The organism is Pseudomonas reinekei (assembly GCF_001945365.1).
Lineage (GTDB): Bacteria > Pseudomonadota > Gammaproteobacteria > Pseudomonadales > Pseudomonadaceae > Aquipseudomonas > Aquipseudomonas reinekei.
On the sequence record NZ_MSTQ01000021.1, the window covers coordinates 12,812 to 32,973 of the forward strand.

22 protein-coding genes are annotated in these 20,162 nt (G+C 59.6%); 1 reads left to right on the forward strand and 21 read right to left on the reverse strand.

Going from position 1 to position 20,162, the window contains the following annotated elements:
- Nucleotides 1-31: 31 nt before the first annotated feature.
- The 6 genes from BVK86_RS24725 to flhA form a co-directional block, all read right to left on the reverse strand.
- Nucleotides 32-820 (reverse strand): protein phosphatase CheZ, encoded by a 789-nt coding sequence (locus tag BVK86_RS24725; protein WP_075948879.1) that lies wholly within the window; start codon nucleotides 818-820, stop codon nucleotides 32-34.
- Nucleotides 821-839: 19 nt separating this feature from the next.
- Nucleotides 840-1,211, reverse strand: a complete 372-nt coding sequence (locus tag BVK86_RS24730) for a chemotaxis response regulator CheY (protein ID WP_003183998.1) — start codon at nucleotides 1,209-1,211, stop codon at nucleotides 840-842.
- Nucleotides 1,212-1,377: 166 nt separating this feature from the next.
- Complete coding sequence (gene fliA, locus BVK86_RS24735) at nucleotides 1,378-2,118, reverse strand: RNA polymerase sigma factor FliA (RefSeq protein ID WP_007894214.1); 741 nt, start codon at nucleotides 2,116-2,118, stop codon at nucleotides 1,378-1,380.
- On the reverse strand, nucleotides 2,115-2,945 hold the full coding sequence (gene fleN, locus BVK86_RS24740) for a flagellar synthesis regulator FleN (protein WP_008001746.1): 831 nt from the start codon (nucleotides 2,943-2,945) through the stop codon (nucleotides 2,115-2,117). Before fleN ends, fliA begins: the two co-directional genes overlap by 4 nt.
- A gap of 116 nt (nucleotides 2,946-3,061) precedes the next feature.
- Complete coding sequence (gene flhF, locus BVK86_RS24745; RefSeq protein WP_075948880.1) at nucleotides 3,062-4,387, reverse strand: flagellar biosynthesis GTPase FlhF; 1,326 nt, start codon at nucleotides 4,385-4,387, stop codon at nucleotides 3,062-3,064.
- Nucleotides 4,388-4,398: 11 nt separating this feature from the next.
- Nucleotides 4,399-6,528, reverse strand: a complete 2,130-nt coding sequence (flhA, locus tag BVK86_RS24750) for a flagellar biosynthesis protein FlhA (protein WP_075948881.1) — start codon at nucleotides 6,526-6,528, stop codon at nucleotides 4,399-4,401.
- Between the two features lie 240 nt (nucleotides 6,529-6,768).
- Here flhA and BVK86_RS24755 point away from each other — a divergent pair, with 240 nt between their 5' ends.
- Complete coding sequence (locus BVK86_RS24755) at nucleotides 6,769-7,800, forward strand: RHS repeat-associated core domain-containing protein (RefSeq protein WP_075948882.1); 1,032 nt, start codon at nucleotides 6,769-6,771, stop codon at nucleotides 7,798-7,800.
- A 165-nt stretch (nucleotides 7,801-7,965) separates the two neighbouring features.
- Here BVK86_RS24755 and flhB read toward each other — a convergent pair whose 3' ends face one another.
- The 15 genes from flhB to fliH form a co-directional block, all read right to left on the reverse strand.
- The gene (gene flhB, locus BVK86_RS24760) at nucleotides 7,966-9,105 is read right to left on the reverse strand and encodes a flagellar biosynthesis protein FlhB (protein ID WP_075948883.1); all 1,140 of its coding nucleotides are present in this window, start codon (nucleotides 9,103-9,105) and stop codon (nucleotides 7,966-7,968) included.
- A 3-nt stretch (nucleotides 9,106-9,108) separates the two neighbouring features.
- Entirely contained in the window at nucleotides 9,109-9,894 is a 786-nt protein-coding gene (gene fliR / locus BVK86_RS24765) for a flagellar biosynthetic protein FliR (RefSeq protein ID WP_075948884.1), read from the reverse strand.
- A gap of 3 nt (nucleotides 9,895-9,897) precedes the next feature.
- Nucleotides 9,898-10,167 (reverse strand): flagellar biosynthesis protein FliQ, encoded by a 270-nt coding sequence (gene fliQ, locus BVK86_RS24770; RefSeq protein WP_008058625.1) that lies wholly within the window; start codon nucleotides 10,165-10,167, stop codon nucleotides 9,898-9,900.
- Nucleotides 10,164-10,922: a flagellar type III secretion system pore protein FliP gene (gene fliP / locus BVK86_RS24775; RefSeq protein ID WP_075948885.1), complete on the reverse strand. Its 759-nt coding sequence runs from the start codon at nucleotides 10,920-10,922 to the stop codon at nucleotides 10,164-10,166. Before fliP ends, fliQ begins: the two co-directional genes overlap by 4 nt.
- The gene (fliO, locus tag BVK86_RS24780; protein ID WP_075948886.1) at nucleotides 10,922-11,368 is read right to left on the reverse strand and encodes a flagellar biosynthetic protein FliO; all 447 of its coding nucleotides are present in this window, start codon (nucleotides 11,366-11,368) and stop codon (nucleotides 10,922-10,924) included. Before fliO ends, fliP begins: the two co-directional genes overlap by 1 nt.
- A complete protein-coding gene (gene fliN / locus BVK86_RS24785) occupies nucleotides 11,369-11,827 on the reverse strand; it encodes a flagellar motor switch protein FliN (RefSeq protein ID WP_075948944.1) in 459 nt (152 codons plus the stop codon). It lies immediately after the preceding gene.
- A 68-nt stretch (nucleotides 11,828-11,895) separates the two neighbouring features.
- On the reverse strand, nucleotides 11,896-12,864 hold the full coding sequence (fliM, locus tag BVK86_RS24790) for a flagellar motor switch protein FliM (RefSeq protein ID WP_075948887.1): 969 nt from the start codon (nucleotides 12,862-12,864) through the stop codon (nucleotides 11,896-11,898).
- A 9-nt stretch (nucleotides 12,865-12,873) separates the two neighbouring features.
- On the reverse strand, nucleotides 12,874-13,374 hold the full coding sequence (gene fliL, locus BVK86_RS24795; protein WP_075948888.1) for a flagellar basal body-associated protein FliL: 501 nt from the start codon (nucleotides 13,372-13,374) through the stop codon (nucleotides 12,874-12,876).
- Between the two features lie 232 nt (nucleotides 13,375-13,606).
- A complete protein-coding gene (locus tag BVK86_RS24800) occupies nucleotides 13,607-14,962 on the reverse strand; it encodes a flagellar hook-length control protein FliK (protein ID WP_075948889.1) in 1,356 nt (451 codons plus the stop codon).
- Between the two features lie 99 nt (nucleotides 14,963-15,061).
- Nucleotides 15,062-15,412, reverse strand: coding sequence for an Hpt domain-containing protein (locus BVK86_RS24805; protein WP_075948890.1), 351 nt, complete (start codon nucleotides 15,410-15,412; stop codon nucleotides 15,062-15,064).
- Nucleotides 15,413-15,442: 30 nt separating this feature from the next.
- Nucleotides 15,443-17,158: an ATP-binding SpoIIE family protein phosphatase gene (locus BVK86_RS24810; protein WP_075948891.1), complete on the reverse strand. Its 1,716-nt coding sequence runs from the start codon at nucleotides 17,156-17,158 to the stop codon at nucleotides 15,443-15,445.
- Nucleotides 17,155-17,454: an STAS domain-containing protein gene (locus BVK86_RS24815; protein WP_075948892.1), complete on the reverse strand. Its 300-nt coding sequence runs from the start codon at nucleotides 17,452-17,454 to the stop codon at nucleotides 17,155-17,157. Before BVK86_RS24815 ends, BVK86_RS24810 begins: the two co-directional genes overlap by 4 nt.
- Before the next feature lie 106 nt (nucleotides 17,455-17,560).
- Nucleotides 17,561-18,010: a flagellar export protein FliJ gene (gene fliJ / locus BVK86_RS24820; RefSeq protein WP_056853019.1), complete on the reverse strand. Its 450-nt coding sequence runs from the start codon at nucleotides 18,008-18,010 to the stop codon at nucleotides 17,561-17,563.
- 6 nt (nucleotides 18,011-18,016) lie between these two features.
- Nucleotides 18,017-19,375 carry a flagellar protein export ATPase FliI gene (fliI, locus tag BVK86_RS24825; protein WP_075948893.1) on the reverse strand — a complete coding sequence of 453 codons (1,359 nt, stop codon included), beginning with the start codon at nucleotides 19,373-19,375 and terminating at the stop codon, nucleotides 18,017-18,019.
- Nucleotides 19,365-20,162, reverse strand: coding sequence for a flagellar assembly protein FliH (gene fliH, locus BVK86_RS24830; RefSeq protein WP_075948894.1), 798 nt, complete (start codon nucleotides 20,160-20,162; stop codon nucleotides 19,365-19,367). Before fliH ends, fliI begins: the two co-directional genes overlap by 11 nt.

Consider the following 20,162-nt stretch of genomic DNA (forward strand, 5'->3'; position numbering starts at 1 on the left):
AAAAACCCAAAAAACCTAAAATTCTAAAACGCTAAAATCCCAGGCTGGATAACAAATCGTCCACATCGTCCTGACCGGACACAACGTCTTCTCTTTTATCGGCATGAATCTGCGGACCTTCACCCTGAGAGAGATGTTTTTGTGGATCTTTTTCTGCAAGCATCGCTTCACGGTCATGTTCGATGCCCGCAAAGCGGTCCACCTGACTGGCCATGAGTACGAGCTTGAGCAGGTTGCTTTCAACTTCGGTGACCAGTTGGGTCACACGCTTGATCACTTGACCTGTGAGGTCCTGATAATCCTGGGCCAGCAGGATGTCGTTGAGGTTGCCCGACACGGCACGGTTGTCTGTGCTGCTGCGTGCCAGGAACCCGTCGACGCGCCGGGCCAGTTCGCGGAACTCTTCAGCGCCGACTTCGCGACGCATGAACCGCCCCCAATCCGTGCTCAAGGCCTGGGCTTCGTCGGCCAGGCTGTTGACCAGCGGCGTGGCGTTTTCCACCAGGTCCATGGTGCGGTTGGCCGCGGCCTCGGTCAGCTTGACCACATAGCCCAGACGCTCGGTGGCGTCGGTGATCTGTGACACCTCCTCGGCTTGCGGCATGTGCGGGTCAATCTGAAAATTGACGATCGCGCTATGCAGCTCGCGGGTGAGCTTGCCCACTTCCTGATACAGGCCGCGGTCACGGGTCTGGTTGAGCTCATGGATCAATTGCACAGCATCGCCAAACCTGCCTTTTTCAAGGCTCGCGACCAGTTCGACGGCGTGTTTTTTCAGGGTCGATTCAAAATCGCCCTGCGAAGATTCGTTATGCCCCATAGCTCCCCCGTGGCGCAGTTCAACCGATGCGTTCGAAAATCTTCTCGATTTTTTCTTTCAACGCCTGGGCCGTGAAGGGTTTGACCACATAGCCGTTTACACCGGCCTGGGCCGCTTCGATGATTTGCTCGCGCTTGGCTTCAGCGGTCACCATCAGCACTGGCAGGTGCTTGAGCTTTTCATCGGCACGCACGTGGCGCAGCAGATCGATACCGGTCATGCCAGGCATGTTCCAGTCGGTCACCAGAAAGTCGATGCTCCCGCTGTTGAGTACCGGAATGGCGGTAGTGCCATCGTCGGCCTCGACCGTGTTGGTGAACCCAAGGTCACGCAACAGGTTTTTTATGATCCGCCGCATCGTTGAGAAGTCATCAACGATGAGGATTTTCATGTTCTTGTCCAATTCGACCTCCAAGCAGACTAAAACGCGCCCAGCACCTGGACGCGCCATTTCAATCAATCTGGCAAAGCACTCGATGACTGTCTGGAGTGCAACGAAGCGAGACCGGCGCGGTTCATCACCCCCCCAGCCACGTCGCAGTGCCCCCACACTGCCTTCAGCGCGCTCGCCACTCTCCCAAACGCCCCCGCAAACGGGCCGCGCACTGGCTATGTAACTGGCTGACCCGAGATTCGCTGACCCCCAGGACCTCACCGATTTCCTTGAGATTCAACTCTTCGTCGTAGTACAGCGCCAACACCAGTCGCTCACGCTCCGGCAAATTGGCAATCGCGTCCGCCAGCGCTGCCTGGAAGCGTTCATCTTCCAGATCGCGTGACGGCTCGAGATGAGCACTCGCACCATCCTCATGCAGCCCTTCGTGTTCGCCGTCCTGCAAGAGGTCGTCGAAACTGAATAAACGGCTGCCCAGGGTGTCGTTCAAAATCCCGTAGTAATCGTCGAGACTCAATTGGAGTTCGGCCGCAACTTCGTGATCTTTAGCGTCACGGCCGGTTTTAGCTTCAATCGAGCGGATGGCGTCGCTGACCATTCGGGTATTGCGGTGGACCGAGCGTGGCGCCCAGTCACCTTTGCGCACTTCATCGAGCATGGCGCCGCGAATGCGGATGCCCGCGTACGTCTCGAAACTGGCGCCTTTGCTGGCGTCGTATTTGGTCGAGACTTCCAACAGGCCGATCATCCCGGCCTGGATCAAGTCTTCGACCTGGACACTGGCCGGCAGACGCGCCAGCAAGTGGTAGGCAATGCGTTTGACCAGCGGCGCGTAACGCTCGATCAGCTCGTACTGCGCATCGCGCGCCGATTTCTTGTAGAGGTTGTAGCCGCTGGCTGTCATAGCACGGGTCCTGCCGTTTGTTGCACGAGGCGCTCGACGAAGAACTCCAGATGCCCGCGCGGGTTGGCGGGCAGCGGCCAGGTGTCGACCTTCTGCGCGATCGCCTTGAAGGCCAGCGAGCACTTGGAGCGTGGGAACGCTTCGTAAACGGCGCGTTGTTTTTGCACGGCCTTGCGCACGCTTTCGTCATAAGGCACGGCGCCGACGTATTGCAGGGCGACGTCGAGGAAGCGATCCGTGACTTTGGTCAACTTGGCGAACAGGTTGCGCCCTTCCTGCGGGCTCTGGGCCATGTTGGCCAGGACACGGAAGCGGTTCATGCCGTAGTCGCGATTAAGCAGTTTGATCAGGGCGTAGGCGTCGGTGATGGAGGTCGGCTCGTCGCAGACCACCAGCAACACCTCCTGGGCCGCACGGACAAAACTGACTACCGAGTCACCGATACCCGCAGCGGTGTCAATCACCAGCACGTCGAGGTTGTCGCCGATGTCGCTGAAGGCCTGGATCAGGCCGGCGTGTTGCGCCGGGCTCAAGTGAACCATGCTCTGGGTGCCGGACGCGGCCGGAACGATGCGGATACCGCCTGGGCCCTGCAACAGGACGTCGCGCAGCTCGCAGCGACCTTCAATCACGTCGGCCAGGGTACGTTTGGGTGTCAGGCCCAGCAGAACGTCGACGTTCGCCAGCCCCAGGTCGGCGTCAAGCAACATGACGCGCCGGCCCAGTTCAGCCAAAGCCAGGGACAAGTTCACTGACACGTTAGTTTTCCCGACGCCACCTTTGCCGCCGGTCACCGCGATCACCTGTACGGGATGCATGCTGCCCATGTTATTTCTTTACCTTGTCTTGCATAGACGGAGGCCACATTACTGGCTGCGCGTTCGTAAACCGAACAATGCATGGCAGACCATCGATGTAGGTACAAAAACTATTCATTGTTACCTCAGCCTACCTGCTTGGTGGGGCTGTGGTAGATATCAGCGAACATGTCAGCCATGGCTTCTTCGCTGGGTTCTTCCTGCATTTGCACGCTGACGGCGCGGCTGACCAGTTGATGACGACGCGGCAGATGCAAATCATCCGGAATCCGCGGGCCATCCGTCAGGTAGGCCACCGGCAATTCATGGCTGATGGCCAGGCTCAACACCTCGCCCAGACTTGCCGTTTCATCCAGTTTAGTCAGGATGCAGCCAGCAAGCCCGCAGCGCTTGTAACTGTGATAAGCGGCGGTTAGAACCTGTTTCTGGCTGGTGGTTGCCAGAACCAGATAATTTTTTGATTTTATGCCTCGTCCGGCCAGGCTTTCGAGCTGCATGCGCAGAGCCGGATCGCTGGCCTGAAGGCCGGCGGTATCGATCAGCACCACACGCTTGCGCAGCAGAGGTTCCAGCGCCTGCACCAGCGATTGCCCCGGGTCGACGTGGGTCACCGGGACATTGAGAATCCGACCGAGGGTCTTGAGCTGTTCCTGGGCACCGATGCGGTAGCTGTCCATGCTCACCAGCGCGATATTCTGCGCGCCGTACTTGAGCACGTAACGGGCAGCCAGCTTGGCCAGGGTGGTGGTCTTGCCCATGCCGGCAGGGCCGACCATGGCAATCACCCCGCCCTCTTCCAGCGGCTCGATTTCCGGCGTGGCAATCATCCGCGCCAGGTGCGCCAGCAACATGCGCCAGGCCTGACGGGGTTCTTGAATCTCGGAGATCAGCGCCAGCAGGTCGCGCGACAACGGCCCGGACAAACCGATACGTTGCAAACGACGCCAGAGGTTGGCCTGGCCCGGGCTGCTGCCTTGCAGCTGATTCCACGCCAGGGAGCCCAGCTGTACTTCCATCAGCTCGCGCAGGCTGTTGAGCTCGAAACGCATGGAGTCAAATACCCGGGAATCCATCGCGGCCGCCGGAGCCTGCGCTGGCGCAGGGCGGCGAGGCTCGGCGTAGGTCGGCTCGATCAGCGGCTCGGCTGCGGTGAGCGGCAAACCGGCGAACAACTGGCGATTGGTGGCGTTGTCGCTTTCGCCGTCGCTGCGCAGGCTCAACTCGGCCTGGGCGGTGACGATGCGCGACTGGGTCTTGCGCAGCTCGTCTTCGAGCTCCATGTTCGGCACGCGTGGCGCCAGCGCCGACAGCTTGTAATCCAGAGCAGCCGTCAGCTCGACGCCACCGGCAATGCGGCGGTTGCCGATGATGGCCGCATCAGCGCCCAGCTCATCACGAACCAGTTTCATGGCCTGACGCATATCGGCGGCGAAAAAACGCTTAACTTGCATAAACCACTACCTCAGCCGTTGGGCCCTACTGTCGCAACGATGGTCACTTGCTTGTTGTCAGGAATTTCCTGATAAGCCAACACGTGCAAACCCGGGACTGCCAGCCGGCCAAATCGCGAGAGCATCGCGCGTACCGGACCGGCCACCAGCAGAATCACCGGTTGACCTTGCATCTCCTGGCGCTGCGCCGCATCGATCAGCGAGCGTTGCAGCTTTTCAGCCATGCTTGGCTCCAGCAGAACGCCCTCTTCCGAGCCTTGTCCTGCCTTCTGCAGACTATTGAGCAATATTTGTTCCAACCTTGGCTCCAGCGTGATAACTGGCAGCTCGGAGTCAGTGCCTACAATGCTTTGGACGATTGCGCGGCTTACGCCGACGCGCACAGCGGCCACCAATGCGGCAGTATCTTGACTCTTGGAAGCATTGTTAGCGATGGCTTCGGCAATACTTCGAATGTCACGCACCGGCACCTGTTCGGCCAGCAGCGCTTGCAGCACCTTGAGCAGTTGCGACAGCGACAACACACCCGGCACCAGCTCTTCAGCCAGTTTCGGCGAGTTTTTCGCCAGCAATTGCATCAATTGCTGCACTTCTTCGTGCCCGATCAGCTCGCTGGAGTGCTTGTACAGAATCTGGTTCAGGTGCGTGGCCACTACTGTACTGGCATCGACCACTGTATAGCCAAGAGATTGTGCCTGGGCACGTTGACTGATTTCGATCCAGACCGCCTCCAGGCCGAAAGCCGGATCTTTGGCGGTAATGCCGTTGAGTGTGCCGTAGACCTGTCCCGGGTTGATCGCCAGTTCGCGATCCGGGTAAATCTCGGCTTCGGCCAGGATCACCCCCATCAGGGTCAGCCGATAGGCACTCGGCGCCAGGTCGAGGTTGTCTCGGATGTGCACGGTGGGCATCAGGAAGCCCAGATCCTGGGACAGCTTCTTGCGCACCCCCTTGATCCGCGCCAGCAATTGCCCCCCCTGGTTGCGGTCCACCAATGGAATCAGGCGGTAGCCGACTTCCAGGCCGATCATGTCGATCGGCGTCACGTCATCCCAGCCCAACTCCTTGGTTTCCTGGGCGCGGGCCGGCGATGGCAGCAACTCTTGTTGACGCTTGACCTCTTGCAGGGCCTGGACCTTGACGATGTTCTGCTTGCGCCAGAACAGGTAGGCACCACCCGCCGCCAGCGCGGCCATGCTCAGGAACGAGAAATGCGGCATGCCGGGCACCAGGCCCATCACTGCCATCAAACCCGCGGAGACCGCCAGCGCCTTGGGCGAGGCGAACATCTGGCGATTGATCTGCTTGCCCATGTCTTCGGAACCGGAAGCACGGGTCACCATGATCGCGGCAGCGGTGGACAACAGCAGTGATGGCAATTGCGCCACCAAACCGTCACCGATGGTCAGCAAGGCGTAGACCTTGCCGGCGTCAGCGAACGACATGTTGTGCTGGAAGATACCGACAGCCATGCCGCCGATCAGGTTGATGAACAGAATCAGCAAGCCGGCGATGGCGTCACCGCGCACGAATTTGCTGGCACCGTCCATGGAGCCGTAGAACTCGGCTTCCTGGGCCACTTCCGTACGACGGGCCTTGGCCTGGTTCTGGTCGATCAGGCCAGCGTTGAGATCAGCGTCGATGGCCATCTGTTTGCCGGGCATCGCATCGAGGGTGAAGCGCGCGCTCACCTCGGAAATCCGCCCGGCCCCCTTGGTCACCACGACGAAGTTGATGATCATCAAAATCGCGAACACCACGATACCAACCACGTAGTTACCGCCGATCACCACCTCACCGAACGCCTGGATCACCTTACCGGCAGCGGCGTGGCCATCCTGACCGTGGAGCATCACCACCCGCGTCGAAGCCACGTTCAACGCCAGTCGCAACAGCGTCGCCACCAGCAGAATGGTCGGGAACACCGCGAAATCCAGCGGCCGCAAGGCGTAGACGCAAACCAGCAGCACGACAATGGACAGGGCGATGTTGAAGGTGAAGAACACATCGAGCAGGAACGGCGGAATGGGCAACATCATCATTGCCAACATGACCAGCAGCAACAGCGGCACGCCCAGATTGCCTCGACTGAGGTCTGCCATGTTCGTGCGGGCACTGTTGATTAACTGAGAGCGATCCACCGGTATTCCCCGTTCCTTTGAAGCAAACTTTTGACGCCTGAAGCAGGCTCGGGGCGGCTACTGCAAGAAGCCTTCCAACTTTTGCAGGGGAGAAATAGATCGTTTTTTCAGGGGGATATGGGTCGGCCTTAATGGCCGTGAAAAGGAGCGACGCTCACGGACTATCAGTTCTGCTAGTACCCCACTCCGGCACCTGCGCAGATACTAAAGCTCTCGATTTTTTATCTGCGGAGTAAGCCAATGACCGCCCCATCCACAACCCTGCTTTGCCAATATCGCTACGATCCACTGGATCGACTGCTCCACCAGGCACAGCCTGATACACCGGTACATCAGCGTTTCTACTGCAAAAGACGGTTGGCTACCGAGATTCACGGGGCGATGCAGCAATCGATCATTCAGCACGACGACACCCTATTGGCTCAGCAGCAACGCGAAGGTAATGCACTCGATACCACGCTGCTGGCCACCGACCTGCAGCGTTCGGTACTGCATACCCTCAAGAAAGGCACTCAGCCGCGCCCCATCGCCTATTCCCCCTACGGCCATCGCCCGGCACCCAGTGGCTTACTCAGCCTGCTGGGCTTCAACGGCGAACGGCCGGACCCGGTGACCGGGTGTTATTTATTGGGGAATGGTTATCGCGCGTTTAATCCGGTGTTGATGCGGTTTAATAGTCCGGATAGTTGGAGTCCCTTTGGGAAAGGGGGATTCAACGCGTATACATATTGTGGCGGAGATCCCTTGAATCGGACAGATACAACAGGGCATAGCTGGTTTAATGTTTTTTTGAAAAAAGTCATACAAACAATGCCTTACACCGCTGACGACCATGACATCCACCACATCATAAATAAGTTAACCACCACCGCAACAAAAAATAACATCAACACAGTAGAAACATTGCCCCCGGAGCTTGCCCATATAGCCGAAGAAAGGTTAATCGGATTTGCAACTCTCCACGAGAGCAATAAAATCAACAAAGCGCACAGTAAAATCAATCATTTGTTGGAAGCGCCAGAGTTCGTTGGAAAATCTGAGCGCCTGGAAGAGCTGACAGCGAAGGTTGACAAAAGAATCAAGATACTTGAGTACCTCAAAAAACACACAGACATGACGAGAAACAACTTAACGGGAATCAGCATTGAAAACCGAGCTTTGGAACACTCAAACTTGAAAAAACGTCTATACGAATCGCGTCCCCCTTCATACGGCAGCCTTTTTCCAAACACTAAGCTTCCGACCTCATCCATACGAGACATTCGCAGCTGACGAATAACAAATATGAAGCTTTATTCTAAATAACTGTCGCGACTACCGCAGGCACTTCATGAAGACAGCAAAACGAAAAAATCATTGAATGAATGGCATAATGACGCGAGACTAAGCGGGCCGCTATTGACGCATCAACTGCGAATCACGACAAAGGTGAAGCACTCATACATCCCGCCGCAAATCCGGCGGAATCGGCAAATCATCTTTAAGCGGCTCCGGCCGCTTGCCTTTGCCCGCGCGGTATTGGCGAATCTGGTAGACGTACGCCAGCACCTGCGCCACCGCCAGATACAAACCGCCCGGAATTTCCTGCTCAAGTTCCGTCGAGTAGTAAATCGACCGCGCCAAGGCCGGCGATTCCAGCAACAGGATCTCGTTGGCCGCCGCAATCTCTCGAATCTTCAGCGCCAGGAAGTCGCTGCCCTTGGCGATCAGCATCGGCGCGCCGCTCTTGTCCGGGTCGTATTTGAGGGCTACGGCGTAGTGGGTCGGGTTGGTGATGACCACGTCGGCGTCGGGGATTGCCGCCATCATCCGCCGCTGGGACATTTCACGCTGAAGCTGGCGAATGCGCTGTTTCACCTCAGGCCGACCTTCCTGATCCTTGTGCTCATCGCGCACTTCCTGCTTGGTCATTTTCAGCTTCTTGATGCTTTCCCAGAGCTGGATCGGCACGTCGACCGCCGCGATGATGATCAACCCGCAGGCCATCCAAAGGGAGCTCCAACCGACCACTTGCAGGCTGTGGATGATTGCCCGATCCAGCGGCTCATGGGCGATACGCAGCAAGTCGTCGATGTCCGCCGACAACACCAGCAGGGCCACGAACAGAACAACAAAAAACTTCGCCAAAGCCTTGAGCAACTCGGCAATCGCCTTGGCCGAGAACATGCGCTTGAGCCCGGCGCCGGGGTTCATGCGGCTGAACTTGGGGGCCATGGTACCGGCGGAAAACAGCCAGCCGCCCAGGGAAATCGGACCGATCAGCGCCGCCAGTAGCAAGGTGATCATCACTGGCTGAATGGCCAGCAGGGCGATCTGTCCCGAGTGCAGCAGATAGGTGCCCATCGAACGCTGGTCCAGCACCACCTCTCGCGACAGGGAAAAGTTCAGGCGCATCAGGTCCATCATTTCCTGGGCCAGCGCCCCGCCGAACACCAGCAAAGCACCGGCACCGGCGAGCATGATCGCCAGGGTGTTGAGCTCCTTGGAACGGGCGATCTCACCCTTCTCACGGGCGTCCTTTTTCTTTTTCTCCGTGGGGTCTTCTGTTTTGTCCTGACCGCTTTCGCTCTCAGCCATGACTCAGCGCGCCTGTGCCAGTTCGCGTAAAAACTGCAAGGCCTCGGTGGCCAGCGGTTGATACTGATTGAGAATGTCCGCCAGCCCGACCCAGACGATAAACAGCCCAAGCACCAGGGTCAGCGGGAAGCCGATGGAGAAAATATTCAGTTGCGGCGCCGCCCGGGTCATCACGCCAAAGGCGATGTTCACCACCAGCAGCGCGGTGATCGCCGGCAGCACCAGCAACAACGCCGCGCCGAGTACCCAGCCCAGTTTTCCAGCCACTTCCCAGTAGTGGTTGACCATCAAGCCGCTGCCTACCGGCAGCGTGGTGAAGCTTTCGGTCAGCACTTCGAACACCACCAGATGGCCATTCATCGCCAGGAACATCAGCGTCACGAGCATGGTGAAGAACTGCCCGATCACCGCCACCGACACGCCGTTGGTAGGGTCGACCATCGAGGCGAAGCCCATGCCCATCTGGATGGCGACAATCTGCCCCGCCACCACGAACGCCTGGAAGAATAGCTGCAAGGAAAAACCGAGGATCGCGCCGACGAGGATTTGCTCGGCAATCAGCAGCAGCCCACTCAAATCCAGCGCATTCACCGGTGGCATAGGCGGCAGGTTGGGCGCGATGACCACGGTGATGGCGAGGGCGAAATACAGGCGGATGCGCTTGGGCACCAGCGATGTGCCGAAGACCGGCATGACCATCAGCAAGGCGCCGACGCGAAACAGCGGCAACATGAACGTCGCCACCCAGGTGCTGATCTGGGTGTCCGTCAGCTGCAATAACGACGACATGGCTTAGCCGATGACCTGCGGAATACTGCCGTACAACTGTAGGATGTACTCCATGAACGTCTGCACCAGCCATGGTCCGGCGACGATCAGCGTCACCAGCATCACCAGCAGGCGCGGCAGGAAGCTCAGGGTCTGCTCGTTGATTTGGGTCGCGGCCTGGAACATTGCCACGATCAGGCCCACCAGCAGGCTCGGAATCACCAGTACCGCCACCATCAACGTGGTCAGCCACAGCGCCTCGCGGAAGATATCGACCGCAACTTCAGGCGTCATGGCGATACACCGCCGAAGCTACTGGCCAGGGTGCCGATGATCAGCGCCCAGCCATCGACCAGCACGAACAGCATGATTTTGAACGGCAGGGAAATGATCAACGGCGACAGCATCATCATACCCATGGCCATCAGTACACTGGCCACGACGAGGTCGATGATCAGGAACGGGATGAAAATCATGAAGCCGATCTGGAACGCGGTTTTCAGCTCGGAGGTCACGAACGCTGGCACCAGAATGGTCAGCGGCGCCTGATCCGGCGAAGCAATATCCGTGCGCTTGGACAGGCGCATGAACAGCTCCAGATCACTGGTGCGGGTCTGCGCCAGCATGAAGTCCTTGATCGGCACCTGCGCCTTGGCCACGGCATCCTGGGCAGTCATTTTTTCCGCGAGGTACGGCTGCAAGGCGTCCTGGTTCACCCGGTCGAACACCGGCGCCATGATGAACAACGTCAGGAACAGCGCCATGCCCGTGAGGATCTGGTTCGACGGTGTCTGCTGCAAGCCCAGGGCCTGACGCAGGATCGAGAAGACGATGATGATCCGGGTGAAGCTGGTCATCAGCATGACGAACGCCGGGATGAAACTCAGCGCAGTCATGATCAGCAGAATTTGCAGGCTGACCGAGTATTCCTGCGCACCTTCGGCGTTGGTGCCCAGCGTGATCGCCGGGATCGACAGCGGATCGGCGGCGAACGCCAAAGGAGCGGCCAGCATCAAGGCCAGCGTCAAGACGATGCGCAGCGCACCCATTACTTCTTATCCTTTTGATCTTTACCGAGGATCTCCAGCAGGCGCTGGGCAAACTCCGGCGTCGTCTTATCGATCGTGCCCGGCACTTGCACCGGCTCCTTGAGCACATGCAATGCCGTGATGGTGCCGGGGCTCAGGCCGAGCAGTATCTGCTCGTTGCCGACCTGTACCAGCATCAGCCGATCACGCGGGCCGAGGGCGCGGGAACCAATCAGCTCGATCACCTGGCCCTTGCCGGCCGGGCCTGCCTGTTGAACCCGGCGCAACAGCCAGGCGAGGAAGAAGATCAACCCCAGCACCAGCAGCAGGCCGAAGACCAGTTGCGTCAATTGCCCGGCCACACCGCTGCTCGCGACAGGCGCAGCAGCCGTGGCGGCGGTCGCGACAGGCTCCGCCGCCAGCACGCTCAATGGCAATGCCAGAAGAACCCCGAGAAACCTTTTCACTCAGCGCAGCTTCTTGATGCGTTCGCTTGGGCTGATCACGTCGGTCAGGCGGATGCCGAACTTCTCGTTGACCACGACCACTTCGCCATGGGCGATGAGCGTGCCGTTGACCAGCACGTCCAGCGGCTCACCGGCCAGACGATCGAGCTCGATCACCGAACCCTGGTTGAGTTGCAGCAGGTTGCGGATGTTGATGTCGGTGCTGCCCACTTCCATGGAAATCGATACCGGGATATCGAGGATCACGTCCAGGTTCGGCCCTTCCAGGCTCACCGGATCGTTGTTCTTCGGCACGCTGCCGAACTCTTCCATGGGCAGGCGATTGTTCGAAGAGCCGGCGCTATCGGCCGCCAGCAACGCGTCGATATCAGCCTGCCCGGCATCACCGGTTTCTTCCAGGGCCGCAGCCCACTCATCAGCCAGCGCCTGGTCGTCCTGAGTATTCATATCGTCTGCCATCATTTGTCCTCGGCGGGCCACCTTTGGAGGGGAAGCCGTCAGTTAAAAGCGAATGTGTGGGGCGTCGATCAACGACGCTCGATCGGCTCGATCACTTGCAGTGCAAGGTTGCCTTTGTGCGAGCCCATCTTGACCTTGAAGGCCGGCACGCCGTTGGCGCGCATGATCATGTCTTCCGGCATTTCCACCGGGATGATGTCACCCGGCTGCATGTGCAGGATGTCGCGCAGTTTCAACTGGCGGCGAGCGACCGTGGCACCGATCGGCACGTCGACATCCAGCACGTCCTGGCGCAGGGCATTGACCCAGCGCTCGTCCTGGTCGTCCAGGTCCGACTGGAAGCCGGCGTCGAGCATTTCGCGCACTGGTTCGATCATCGAGTAAGGCATGGTCACGTGCAGGTCGCCGCCACCGCCATCGAGTTCGATGTGGAAGGTCGACACCACAATGGCTTCGCTTGGCCCGACGATGTTGGCCATGGCCGGATTCACTTCCGAATTGATGTACTCGAAGTTCACTTCCATGATCGCCTGCCAGGCTTCCTTCAAGTCGACGAACGCCTGCTCCAGCACCATGCGCACCACACGCAGTTCGGTCGGGGTAAATTCACGCCCTTCGATCTTGGCGTGACGGCCGTCGCCACCGAAGAAGTTGTCCACCAGTTTGAACACCAGTTTGGCGTCGAGGATGAACAGCGCGGTGCCGCGCAGCGGTTTGATCTTGACCAGGTTGAGGCTGGTCGGCACGTACAGCGAGTGCACGTATTCGCCGAACTTCATCACCTGCACGCCACCGACCGCCACGTCCGCCGAGCGACGCAGCATGTTGAACATGCTGATGCGCGTATAGCGGGCAAAACGTTCGTTGATCATTTCCAGGGTCGGCATGCGTCCACGGACGATGCGATCCTGACTGGTCAGGTCATAGCTTTTGACGGTGCCGGGTTCGGCAACGTTATCGGTCTGTACCAGACCATCGTCCACGCCATGCAACAGCGCGTCGATTTCATCCTGGGACAGCAGGTCCTGCACGGCCATGTCGTGTTCCTACTGCAGTACGAAATTAGTGAAAAGCAACTGTTCGATAACCACTTTGCCGAGCTCTTTTTGCGCCACTTCCTGAACGCTGGCCGTGGCTTTCTGGCGCAGCATTTCCTGGCCGACCGGCGACGCCAGCGTGGCGAAGTCCTGACCGGAGAACAGCATGACCAGGTTGTTGCGGATCACTGGCATGTGCACCTTGAGCGCTTCCAGATCGGCCTGGTTACGGCCGAGCATGGTGATACTCACCTGCATGTAGCGTTGACGGCCGTTCTGGTTGTAGTTGGCGACAAACGCCGGCGCCATCGGCTCGAAAATCGCCGGCTGTTTGCCCTGCGGGGCGGTTTCGACCACGGCGGCAGGCTTGCTCTGGGCGCTGTGCATGAAGTACCAGGTCGCCCCCACGGACAAACCGATCGCCAGCAGCAGGGCCACCACGATCAAGATAATCAGCTTGAGTTTGCCTTTGGTTGCGGGGTCTTTTACTGCTGCGTCGCTCTTCGCCATGCCAATAATCCGTCACTATTCGGGTTTTCACAGTCGCACGGCAAGGCAAGAGCAAGTGTTATGCCAGAAGTGTTGCGAGGGAGATGGGTGGAACAAGACGCCCTTTGCAAAGCATCACAAATCATTGTCGGAGCGGGCTTGCCCGCGATGAGGTATGACAGTCAACATCTTCATCGACTGCTACACCACAATCGCGGGCAAGCCCGCACACAGGATCGGTTTTGAGGCTCAATCAGGCGTAATAATCGACGGCGCTGGAGCCGATCACGCTGGTCACCGGAGCAGCGACTTCAGCGACGCTGGCAGCGATGTCGTCATCCATCGAGTCAAGACGCCCCCCAGCGGCGTTGGTACGACCACTCTGCGTTTGCTGGTTCTGCCCTTGATCCGGCGAACCACGGTTCTGGTCGGACACGTTGACGTCAACCTGGCCCATGCCCTGCTGGGCAAACATGTCACGCAGGCGATGCATCTGCCCGTCCAGCGCTTCGCGAACACTTGGGTGAGCGCTGACGAAGGTCACCTGGGTCTGCTGATCCGGAACCATGTTGACGCGAATGTCGAGACGCCCCAGTTCAGCCGGCTGCAACTGGATGTCTGCCGCCTTGAGATTGGCGCTGGACAGGTACATCACGCGGTTCACCACCTCTTCGGTCCAGCCACTCTGATGCATGGCGATCGGCTGATTGACCGGCAAGGCGTTGGCAGTCTTCGGCGTGGCGGCCTGGGTCAAAGCTGCGAGACGGTTGGCAAAATCGTCAACCCGGGTATCGCTGCTGGCGGATTTCAGGTCCTTGAGACCGTCATCGATCAAACCGCTGAACGCCTTTTCGCCGCCCTGGCTGGTGCTGTCCTTGTCGCCCTGCACCTCGATCATGCTGGCCATGCCGGCGGCAAAGTTCTGTGCGGCGGTTGGCTCACCATCGGCCTGGGCCTGGGCACTGGTCGATGCTGCTTTAGGCTGCGCCTGGCTGGAGGCGGAAACGTGGCCGCTTTGCTCCATGGCCATGCGCAAGGCCGGCAATGCATCGAGCGGATCAGCCTCGGGGTCGAATTCAGTGTCTGTGGTGACAGCCACCGGCGCGGCGGCAACCGGTGCGGCAAGCGGTGCGTCATCCGGCAACTGAGCGGCATCCACGACCGGTGCAGTGACCGGTGCAGGCGTAGCTACGACGGGTTGAGCCACCAGCAGCAACGCAGGATCAAGCGCCGGATCAACAGGCGCGGCATCGACCACCGGCGTTTGCGCGGTATCGGTCGCATCGTCGCTGGCTGCCTGTTCGTCGGCCTGCGCCGGTTTGTCGGCGGGCAAGGTTTTGCCGCTATCGGCAACCTCAGGTTGTGCGGCGGCAGACTTGTCGTCGACGACGTCCTTCTTGCCGGCGCTGTCCGCAGCCTTGTCACGTACCGTTTTGACGGAACCATCAGCCGTCCCGACAGGCTTGCTCTGGGCTTGCCTGGCGTACACCTGAGCGAAGCTGGAAGCCTTGTCCCCGGGCTCAGCGGTCAACGCCGTGGAATTGGCAGGGGCAACCTGTGCCTTGGCCGGCGCGACGGCCTGAAGAAGATTATTGGGGGTAACGGGCATAACGGTCTCCGCTGCACTGGGATCGTAGGTACAGGTGGAAGAGTTAACTGCAAGGGTCGCGCCAGTTTTGCCAGTGGACGACGAAAGGCGTGGAAAGCGTCAGCTGGCTGCCGGTGATCGCTGACGTTCAGTTTCATAGAGAGGTCGCACGATGGCGAACTCGCTATCGATCTCGGCGATCAATTGACCAACAGCGTCGCCCGGAGAAATGGCGGCATTTCGCTCAAGCTGACCACAGAGCTCGGCAAGCCTGACGGCCCCCATGTTGCTGCTGCTGCCTTTAAAACTGTGGGCAGTCCCGATCAATTGCTCAGCCGTACTCGCCTGACGCAACACTTGCAGGCGCGTTTCGCAATCCGCGAGGAAGGTATCGATCAACGTCGAAAACCCATCCTCCATGACTTCCCGCAACGCGCTGAGCACGTCCGGGTCAAGATGTTTGTCAGCCACTTGCTCACTCCTTGATCAAGAATGCGCGGATTATGCCAGAGCCTCCCAGAAAAACTCCACGCGGGCACTGCGACCGTCGTCGGACCAACTGGCGTTGCGCCCCAATTGACGGATCAAACTCACACCACGCCCCGACAGACGGACAGGATCAACCGGCCGCGCCAGCACGCGCCCAACGTCAAATCCCTTGCCGCTGTCCTCGACGCAGATCACCAGACAACCACCCTCGCCTTGCGGCGTGACCTGCAGATGCACCCGCACGAAGCCGTCCTGCAGCTCGTCCAGGCGGGTGTTGCGCTGTTGATAGTAACGGGTAAAACCGGAGAGATCGCGCTTGAGGCTGGAGTCCAGGCCGAGGACACCATGCTCCAGGGCATTGGAATACAACTCGGCCAACACACTGTAGAGCGCCCCGCTCTGCGCCCGCAGACCGTGCACCTCAAGCAGCAATTGCAACAGGTACGGCAGCGGATTGAAGCGTTTCAGCGTCTGCGCGCGAACCTCGAAACTCACCGACCAGTCCAGCGGGCACGACTGACCGCTGTCGGAATACACCGGCACCGGCGCAATCAGCTGCGACGACTCAAGCAGGCTGATTTCAACCATACTGACATCGTCGCGCGTCTCACCGCCAAAGTCCCGCAACGCCTGACCGATTTCCTCGAACAACGCATCCGGTTCACGATTGGCCGCAAAAACCCGTTGCAGGCGCTCCACACCGAACAACTGCTCGCTGGCATCGCAGGTATCGATCACCCCGTCAGACAACAGGAACACCCGATCACCCAACGCCATCGGGAACACTTGCGTGCTGTCGTCGAATGTTTGCGCGCTCAGCACACCCAGCGGCAAATGCCGCGCCGCCATCGGCGTTCGCTCGCCACTGGCGATGCTGTGCAAGTAACCGTCGGGCATCCCGCCGTTCCAGACCTCCACCGAACGGCGCTGGAAGCTCAGGCACAGCATTGTTGCGCAGCAGAACATGTCCACCGGCAAGATGCGTTTGAGCTTGGCGTTCATCTCGCGCAGGGTTTCGGCCAAGCCGTACCCCTTGGCCGTCATCCCGTAGAAAACCTCGGCCAGCGGCATGGCGCCCACCGCCGCAGGCAAACCATGGCCGGTGAAATCGCCGAGCAGTACATGCATGTCGCCCGCAGGCGTATAAGCGGCCAGCAGCAAGTCACCGTTAAACAGGGCGTAAGGCGATTGCAGATAGCGGATATTGGCAGCGTTCAGGCAACCGGAATGGGCCACCTTGTCGAATACGGCCTTGGCCACCCGTTGCTCGTTGAGCAAATAATCGTGATGCCGGGCGATCTGATCGCGCTGTTGCAACACGGTAGCCTGTAACCGCCGCAAGCGATCCATCGCCTTGATTTTGGCGGCGAGGATCACTTGGTTGTAAGGCTTAGCCAAAAAGTCGTCGCCCCCAGCCTCCAGGCAACGAGCCAGTGCCTCGCTCTCGGACAGCGAGGTAAGAAAGATGATCGGCACCAGGGTTTCCCCGGCCAGCGCCTTGATCTGCTGCGCAGCCTCGAAACCGTCCATCACCGGCATCATGGCGTCCATCAACACCAGTTGCGGGCGCTGCTGACGAAATGCCTCGACCGCTTCGGCACCGTTGGCTGCCGTCAGCACTTCGTGGCCCTGACGGCGGACGATGCTCGACAGCAGCAGGCGATCCGCCGCACTGTCCTCGGCGATGAGGATCGTCAACGATTCGAGTGCAGCGTGCACGCTGCTCAACTGATGTCGAACAGTTTGTCGAAGTTGGAGATGGCGAGGATTTTCCTCACGTCAGTGCTGCTGTTAACCACGCGTATATCGGAATTTTCACCACCGGCGTGATCACGCAACAGCAGCAACATGCCCAACGCAGAGCTGTCGAGATAAGTTGCCTCTCTGAGGTCGACCACGACCGCCGATAGCTGTTTATCTTCGTAGGATTCACGAAATTCCTGATGCTTGGCGAAATCGAATCGTCCTTTGACCGATATCGTCAGCTTTTGGCCGTCGGGAGATACTTCTGTAACAACTGACATGTCATGGCTTCCTTGTCATTGGTGAACCTGCTTGTACAAGGTTTAGCATTTGGTAGAGGTTGCGGCAAGGCAGGTTATCAGGCTGCAATCTTTTCGAAACGCTCTATCAATACTGATCCTGCCGCGGCAACCGCTGGGACAATTCGTCCAGCAACTTCTGCTCGCGTTTGTCTTCGATGGCCCGCGCTTCATCGGCATATCGCTGCACCAGTTTGCGCAAGCCTTCGACCCGGGCAAACGCTTGCTGCCAAGTGTCCCGCGCCTTGTTCAGGTTGTTCTGGTGCCAGGCCAGGCTTTGCCGCTGCTGATCGATGGCCGTGCCCAATTGCGCGAGAAACCCCTGATACCCGAGCAACCATTGGCCCGACACGCCGCTGCTGCCGCGTACGATCCACTGTTCTTGATAGTCGAGACGAAACGCCTCCAGGTCGGCGAGCTTGCTTTCAGCCAGCCGCACCTGCCCCTGAAAGTGCCCCAGACGCTGGACCGCGGTTTTCTCGGCCTTCTCAGCCATTTCCACCACGGGGGCCAGACGCCCTGCCCGAGTCTGTGCCACGACCGGTTAACCGCCCGCCGCGGGCGCGAAGATCGAGGCGAGGTACGCTTCGCTTTCGCCCAGGCTGATGCTGTCGTTGAGGCCCTGACGCAAATATTTGACCAATTGCGGTTGCAGGGAGATGGCGAGGTCGGTCTCGCGATCGCCCCCGGCGACATACGCGCCGACACTGATCAGGTCGCGACTCTGCTGATAACGCGACCACAATTGCTTGAAATACTGCGCACGGGTCATGTGCTCCGGCGACACCACGGCCGGCATGACCCGGCTGATGGACGCCTCGATATCGATGGCCGGGTAATGACCTTCTTCGGCCAGTCGCCGCGACAGCACGATGTGGCCGTCGAGCACGCCCCGCGCCGAGTCGGCAATCGGGTCCTGCTGGTCATCGCCTTCGGACAGCACGGTATAGAACGCCGTGATCGAACCACCGCCCTTCTCGGCATTACCGGCGCGCTCCACCAGCTTCGGCAACTTGGCGAACACCGACGGCGGATAACCCTTGGTCGCCGGCGGCTCGCCGATGGCCAGGGCGATTTCCCGCTGGGCCTGGGCGAAACGGGTAAGCGAATCCATCAGCAACAGGACGTTCTTGCCCTTGTCGCGAAAATATTCGGCGATGCGCGTGCAATACATCGCGGCGCGCAAACGCATCAACGGCGCGTCGTCCGCCGGGGACGCCACGACCACGGAACGCTTCAATCCTTCTTCGCCGAGGATGTGCTCGATGAACTCTTTAACTTCACGACCCCGCTCGCCGATCAGCCCGACGACGATGATGTCGGCCTCGGTGAAGCGGGTCATCATGCCTAACAGCACGGATTTACCGACACCGGTACCGGCGAACAGACCAAGCCGCTGACCACGACCGACCGTCAACATGCCGTTGATGCAACGAATGCCTACGTCGAGCGGCTCGCTGATCGGTTCGCGCTTGAGCGGGTTGATGGTCGGGCCGTCCATCGGCACCCAGTCTTCGGCCTTCATCCCGCCCTTGCCGTCCAGCGCACGACCGGCGCCATCGAGCACGCGCCCGAGCATGCTCATGCCCATCGGCAAGCGGCCGGTATCGGAAAGGGGAACGACGCGGGCGCCGGGGGCGATACCGGCGACACTGCCGACCGGCATCAGAAAGACTTTGCTGCCGGAAAAGCCCATGACTTCGGCTTCCACCTGCACCGGGTGATAGCTGTCGTCGTTGATGACCATGCAACGGCTGCCCATGGCCGCGCGCAAGCCTTCGGCCTCGAGGGTCAGGCCGACCATGCGCAGCAGCCGGCCTTCGAGAATCGGTGCGCCCGCCAGTTCCGTGGCCTCGGCGTAGCTGCCCAGGCGCTTGGCGAAACTGGTGCGTTCAAGGCGCATCGGGAATGTCCGGATCGGCGATGGCGGCCGGCTTTTTTTCGACCGGCAGTTCCAGACTCACGTCCGGCGCAGCGGGGTGCAAGGCCTGTTCGTGGAGCTGATCGAACAGTTTGTCCATAACCTGCTTGACCCGGGTTTCCACCGAGGCGTCGATACGGCTGTGTTCGGTCTCGACCCGGCAGCCGCCCGGCAACAGCGCCTCATCCTCGACGATGCGCCAGGACTCTTCGTGGCGTTCGCGCAAGGCCTTGACCTGCTCGAAATCCTGCGGATTGATGTACAGCCGCACATTGCCCACGCCCAACGGTAACAGCTTGAGCGCTTCGCGCATGACGTGTTCGATCTGCGTCGAGTCGATGGCCAGTTCGCGCTGAATCACCTGTTTGGTGATGTGCTGCACAAGGTCGACCAAGGACTTTTCAATCAGGGTGTCCTGTTCGGCGATCGGCTCGAACAGGTGCGCCATCAGCTGTTCCAGCCCGGCAATCTTCGCCGACAGCGCCACTTCGGCTTCCTGGCGAACCTTGAGGGTGGTGCTGTGGAAACCTTCTTTTTCACCCACCGCGAAGCCTTCGTTATAGGCTTCCTGACGAATGCTTTCGAGTTCTTCGAGGGTCAGTGGCTGGACTTCCTCCAGCGGCACTTCTTCCATTTCCGGCGGTTCGGGTTCCGGCTCCGGTTCCGGCTCGGGTGCGGGCGGGTCGAAGCTGGGCAGCGCCCAGGTATCGAAACCACTGACATCCCTGGCCCGGATCAGGTCAGTGGGTGAATCATCATGCTTGGCCAT

Bases quoted from the DNA above. Each gene is read 5' to 3' on its own strand.
- BVK86_RS24725 (WP_075948879.1), bottom strand. From the start codon at position 820: ATGGGGCATAACGAATCTTCGCAGGGCGATTTTGAATCGACCCTGAAA.
- BVK86_RS24730 (WP_003183998.1), bottom strand. From the start codon at position 1,211: ATGAAAATCCTCATCGTTGATGACTTCTCAACGATGCGGCGGATCATA.
- fliA (WP_007894214.1), bottom strand. From the start codon at position 2,118: ATGACAGCCAGCGGCTACAACCTCTACAAGAAATCGGCGCGCGATGCG.
- fleN (WP_008001746.1), bottom strand. From the start codon at position 2,945: ATGGGCAGCATGCATCCCGTACAGGTGATCGCGGTGACCGGCGGCAAA.
- flhF (WP_075948880.1), bottom strand. From the start codon at position 4,387: ATGCAAGTTAAGCGTTTTTTCGCCGCCGATATGCGTCAGGCCATGAAA.
- BVK86_RS24755 (WP_075948882.1), top strand. From the start codon at position 6,769: ATGACCGCCCCATCCACAACCCTGCTTTGCCAATATCGCTACGATCCA.
- flhB (WP_075948883.1), bottom strand. From the start codon at position 9,105: ATGGCTGAGAGCGAAAGCGGTCAGGACAAAACAGAAGACCCCACGGAG.
- fliR (WP_075948884.1), bottom strand. From the start codon at position 9,894: ATGTCGTCGTTATTGCAGCTGACGGACACCCAGATCAGCACCTGGGTG.
- fliQ (WP_008058625.1), bottom strand. From the start codon at position 10,167: ATGACGCCTGAAGTTGCGGTCGATATCTTCCGCGAGGCGCTGTGGCTG.
- fliP (WP_075948885.1), bottom strand. From the start codon at position 10,922: ATGGGTGCGCTGCGCATCGTCTTGACGCTGGCCTTGATGCTGGCCGCT.
- fliN (WP_075948944.1), bottom strand. From the start codon at position 11,827: ATGGCAGACGATATGAATACTCAGGACGACCAGGCGCTGGCTGATGAG.
- fliM (WP_075948887.1), bottom strand. From the start codon at position 12,864: ATGGCCGTGCAGGACCTGCTGTCCCAGGATGAAATCGACGCGCTGTTG.
- fliL (WP_075948888.1), bottom strand. From the start codon at position 13,374: ATGGCGAAGAGCGACGCAGCAGTAAAAGACCCCGCAACCAAAGGCAAA.
- BVK86_RS24800 (WP_075948889.1), bottom strand. From the start codon at position 14,962: ATGCCCGTTACCCCCAATAATCTTCTTCAGGCCGTCGCGCCGGCCAAG.
- BVK86_RS24815 (WP_075948892.1), bottom strand. From the start codon at position 17,454: ATGTCAGTTGTTACAGAAGTATCTCCCGACGGCCAAAAGCTGACGATA.
- fliI (WP_075948893.1), bottom strand. From the start codon at position 19,375: ATGCGCCTTGAACGCACCAGTTTCGCCAAGCGCCTGGGCAGCTACGCC.
- fliH (WP_075948894.1), bottom strand. From the start codon at position 20,162: ATGGCCAAGCATGATGATTCACCCACTGACCTGATCCGGGCCAGGGAT.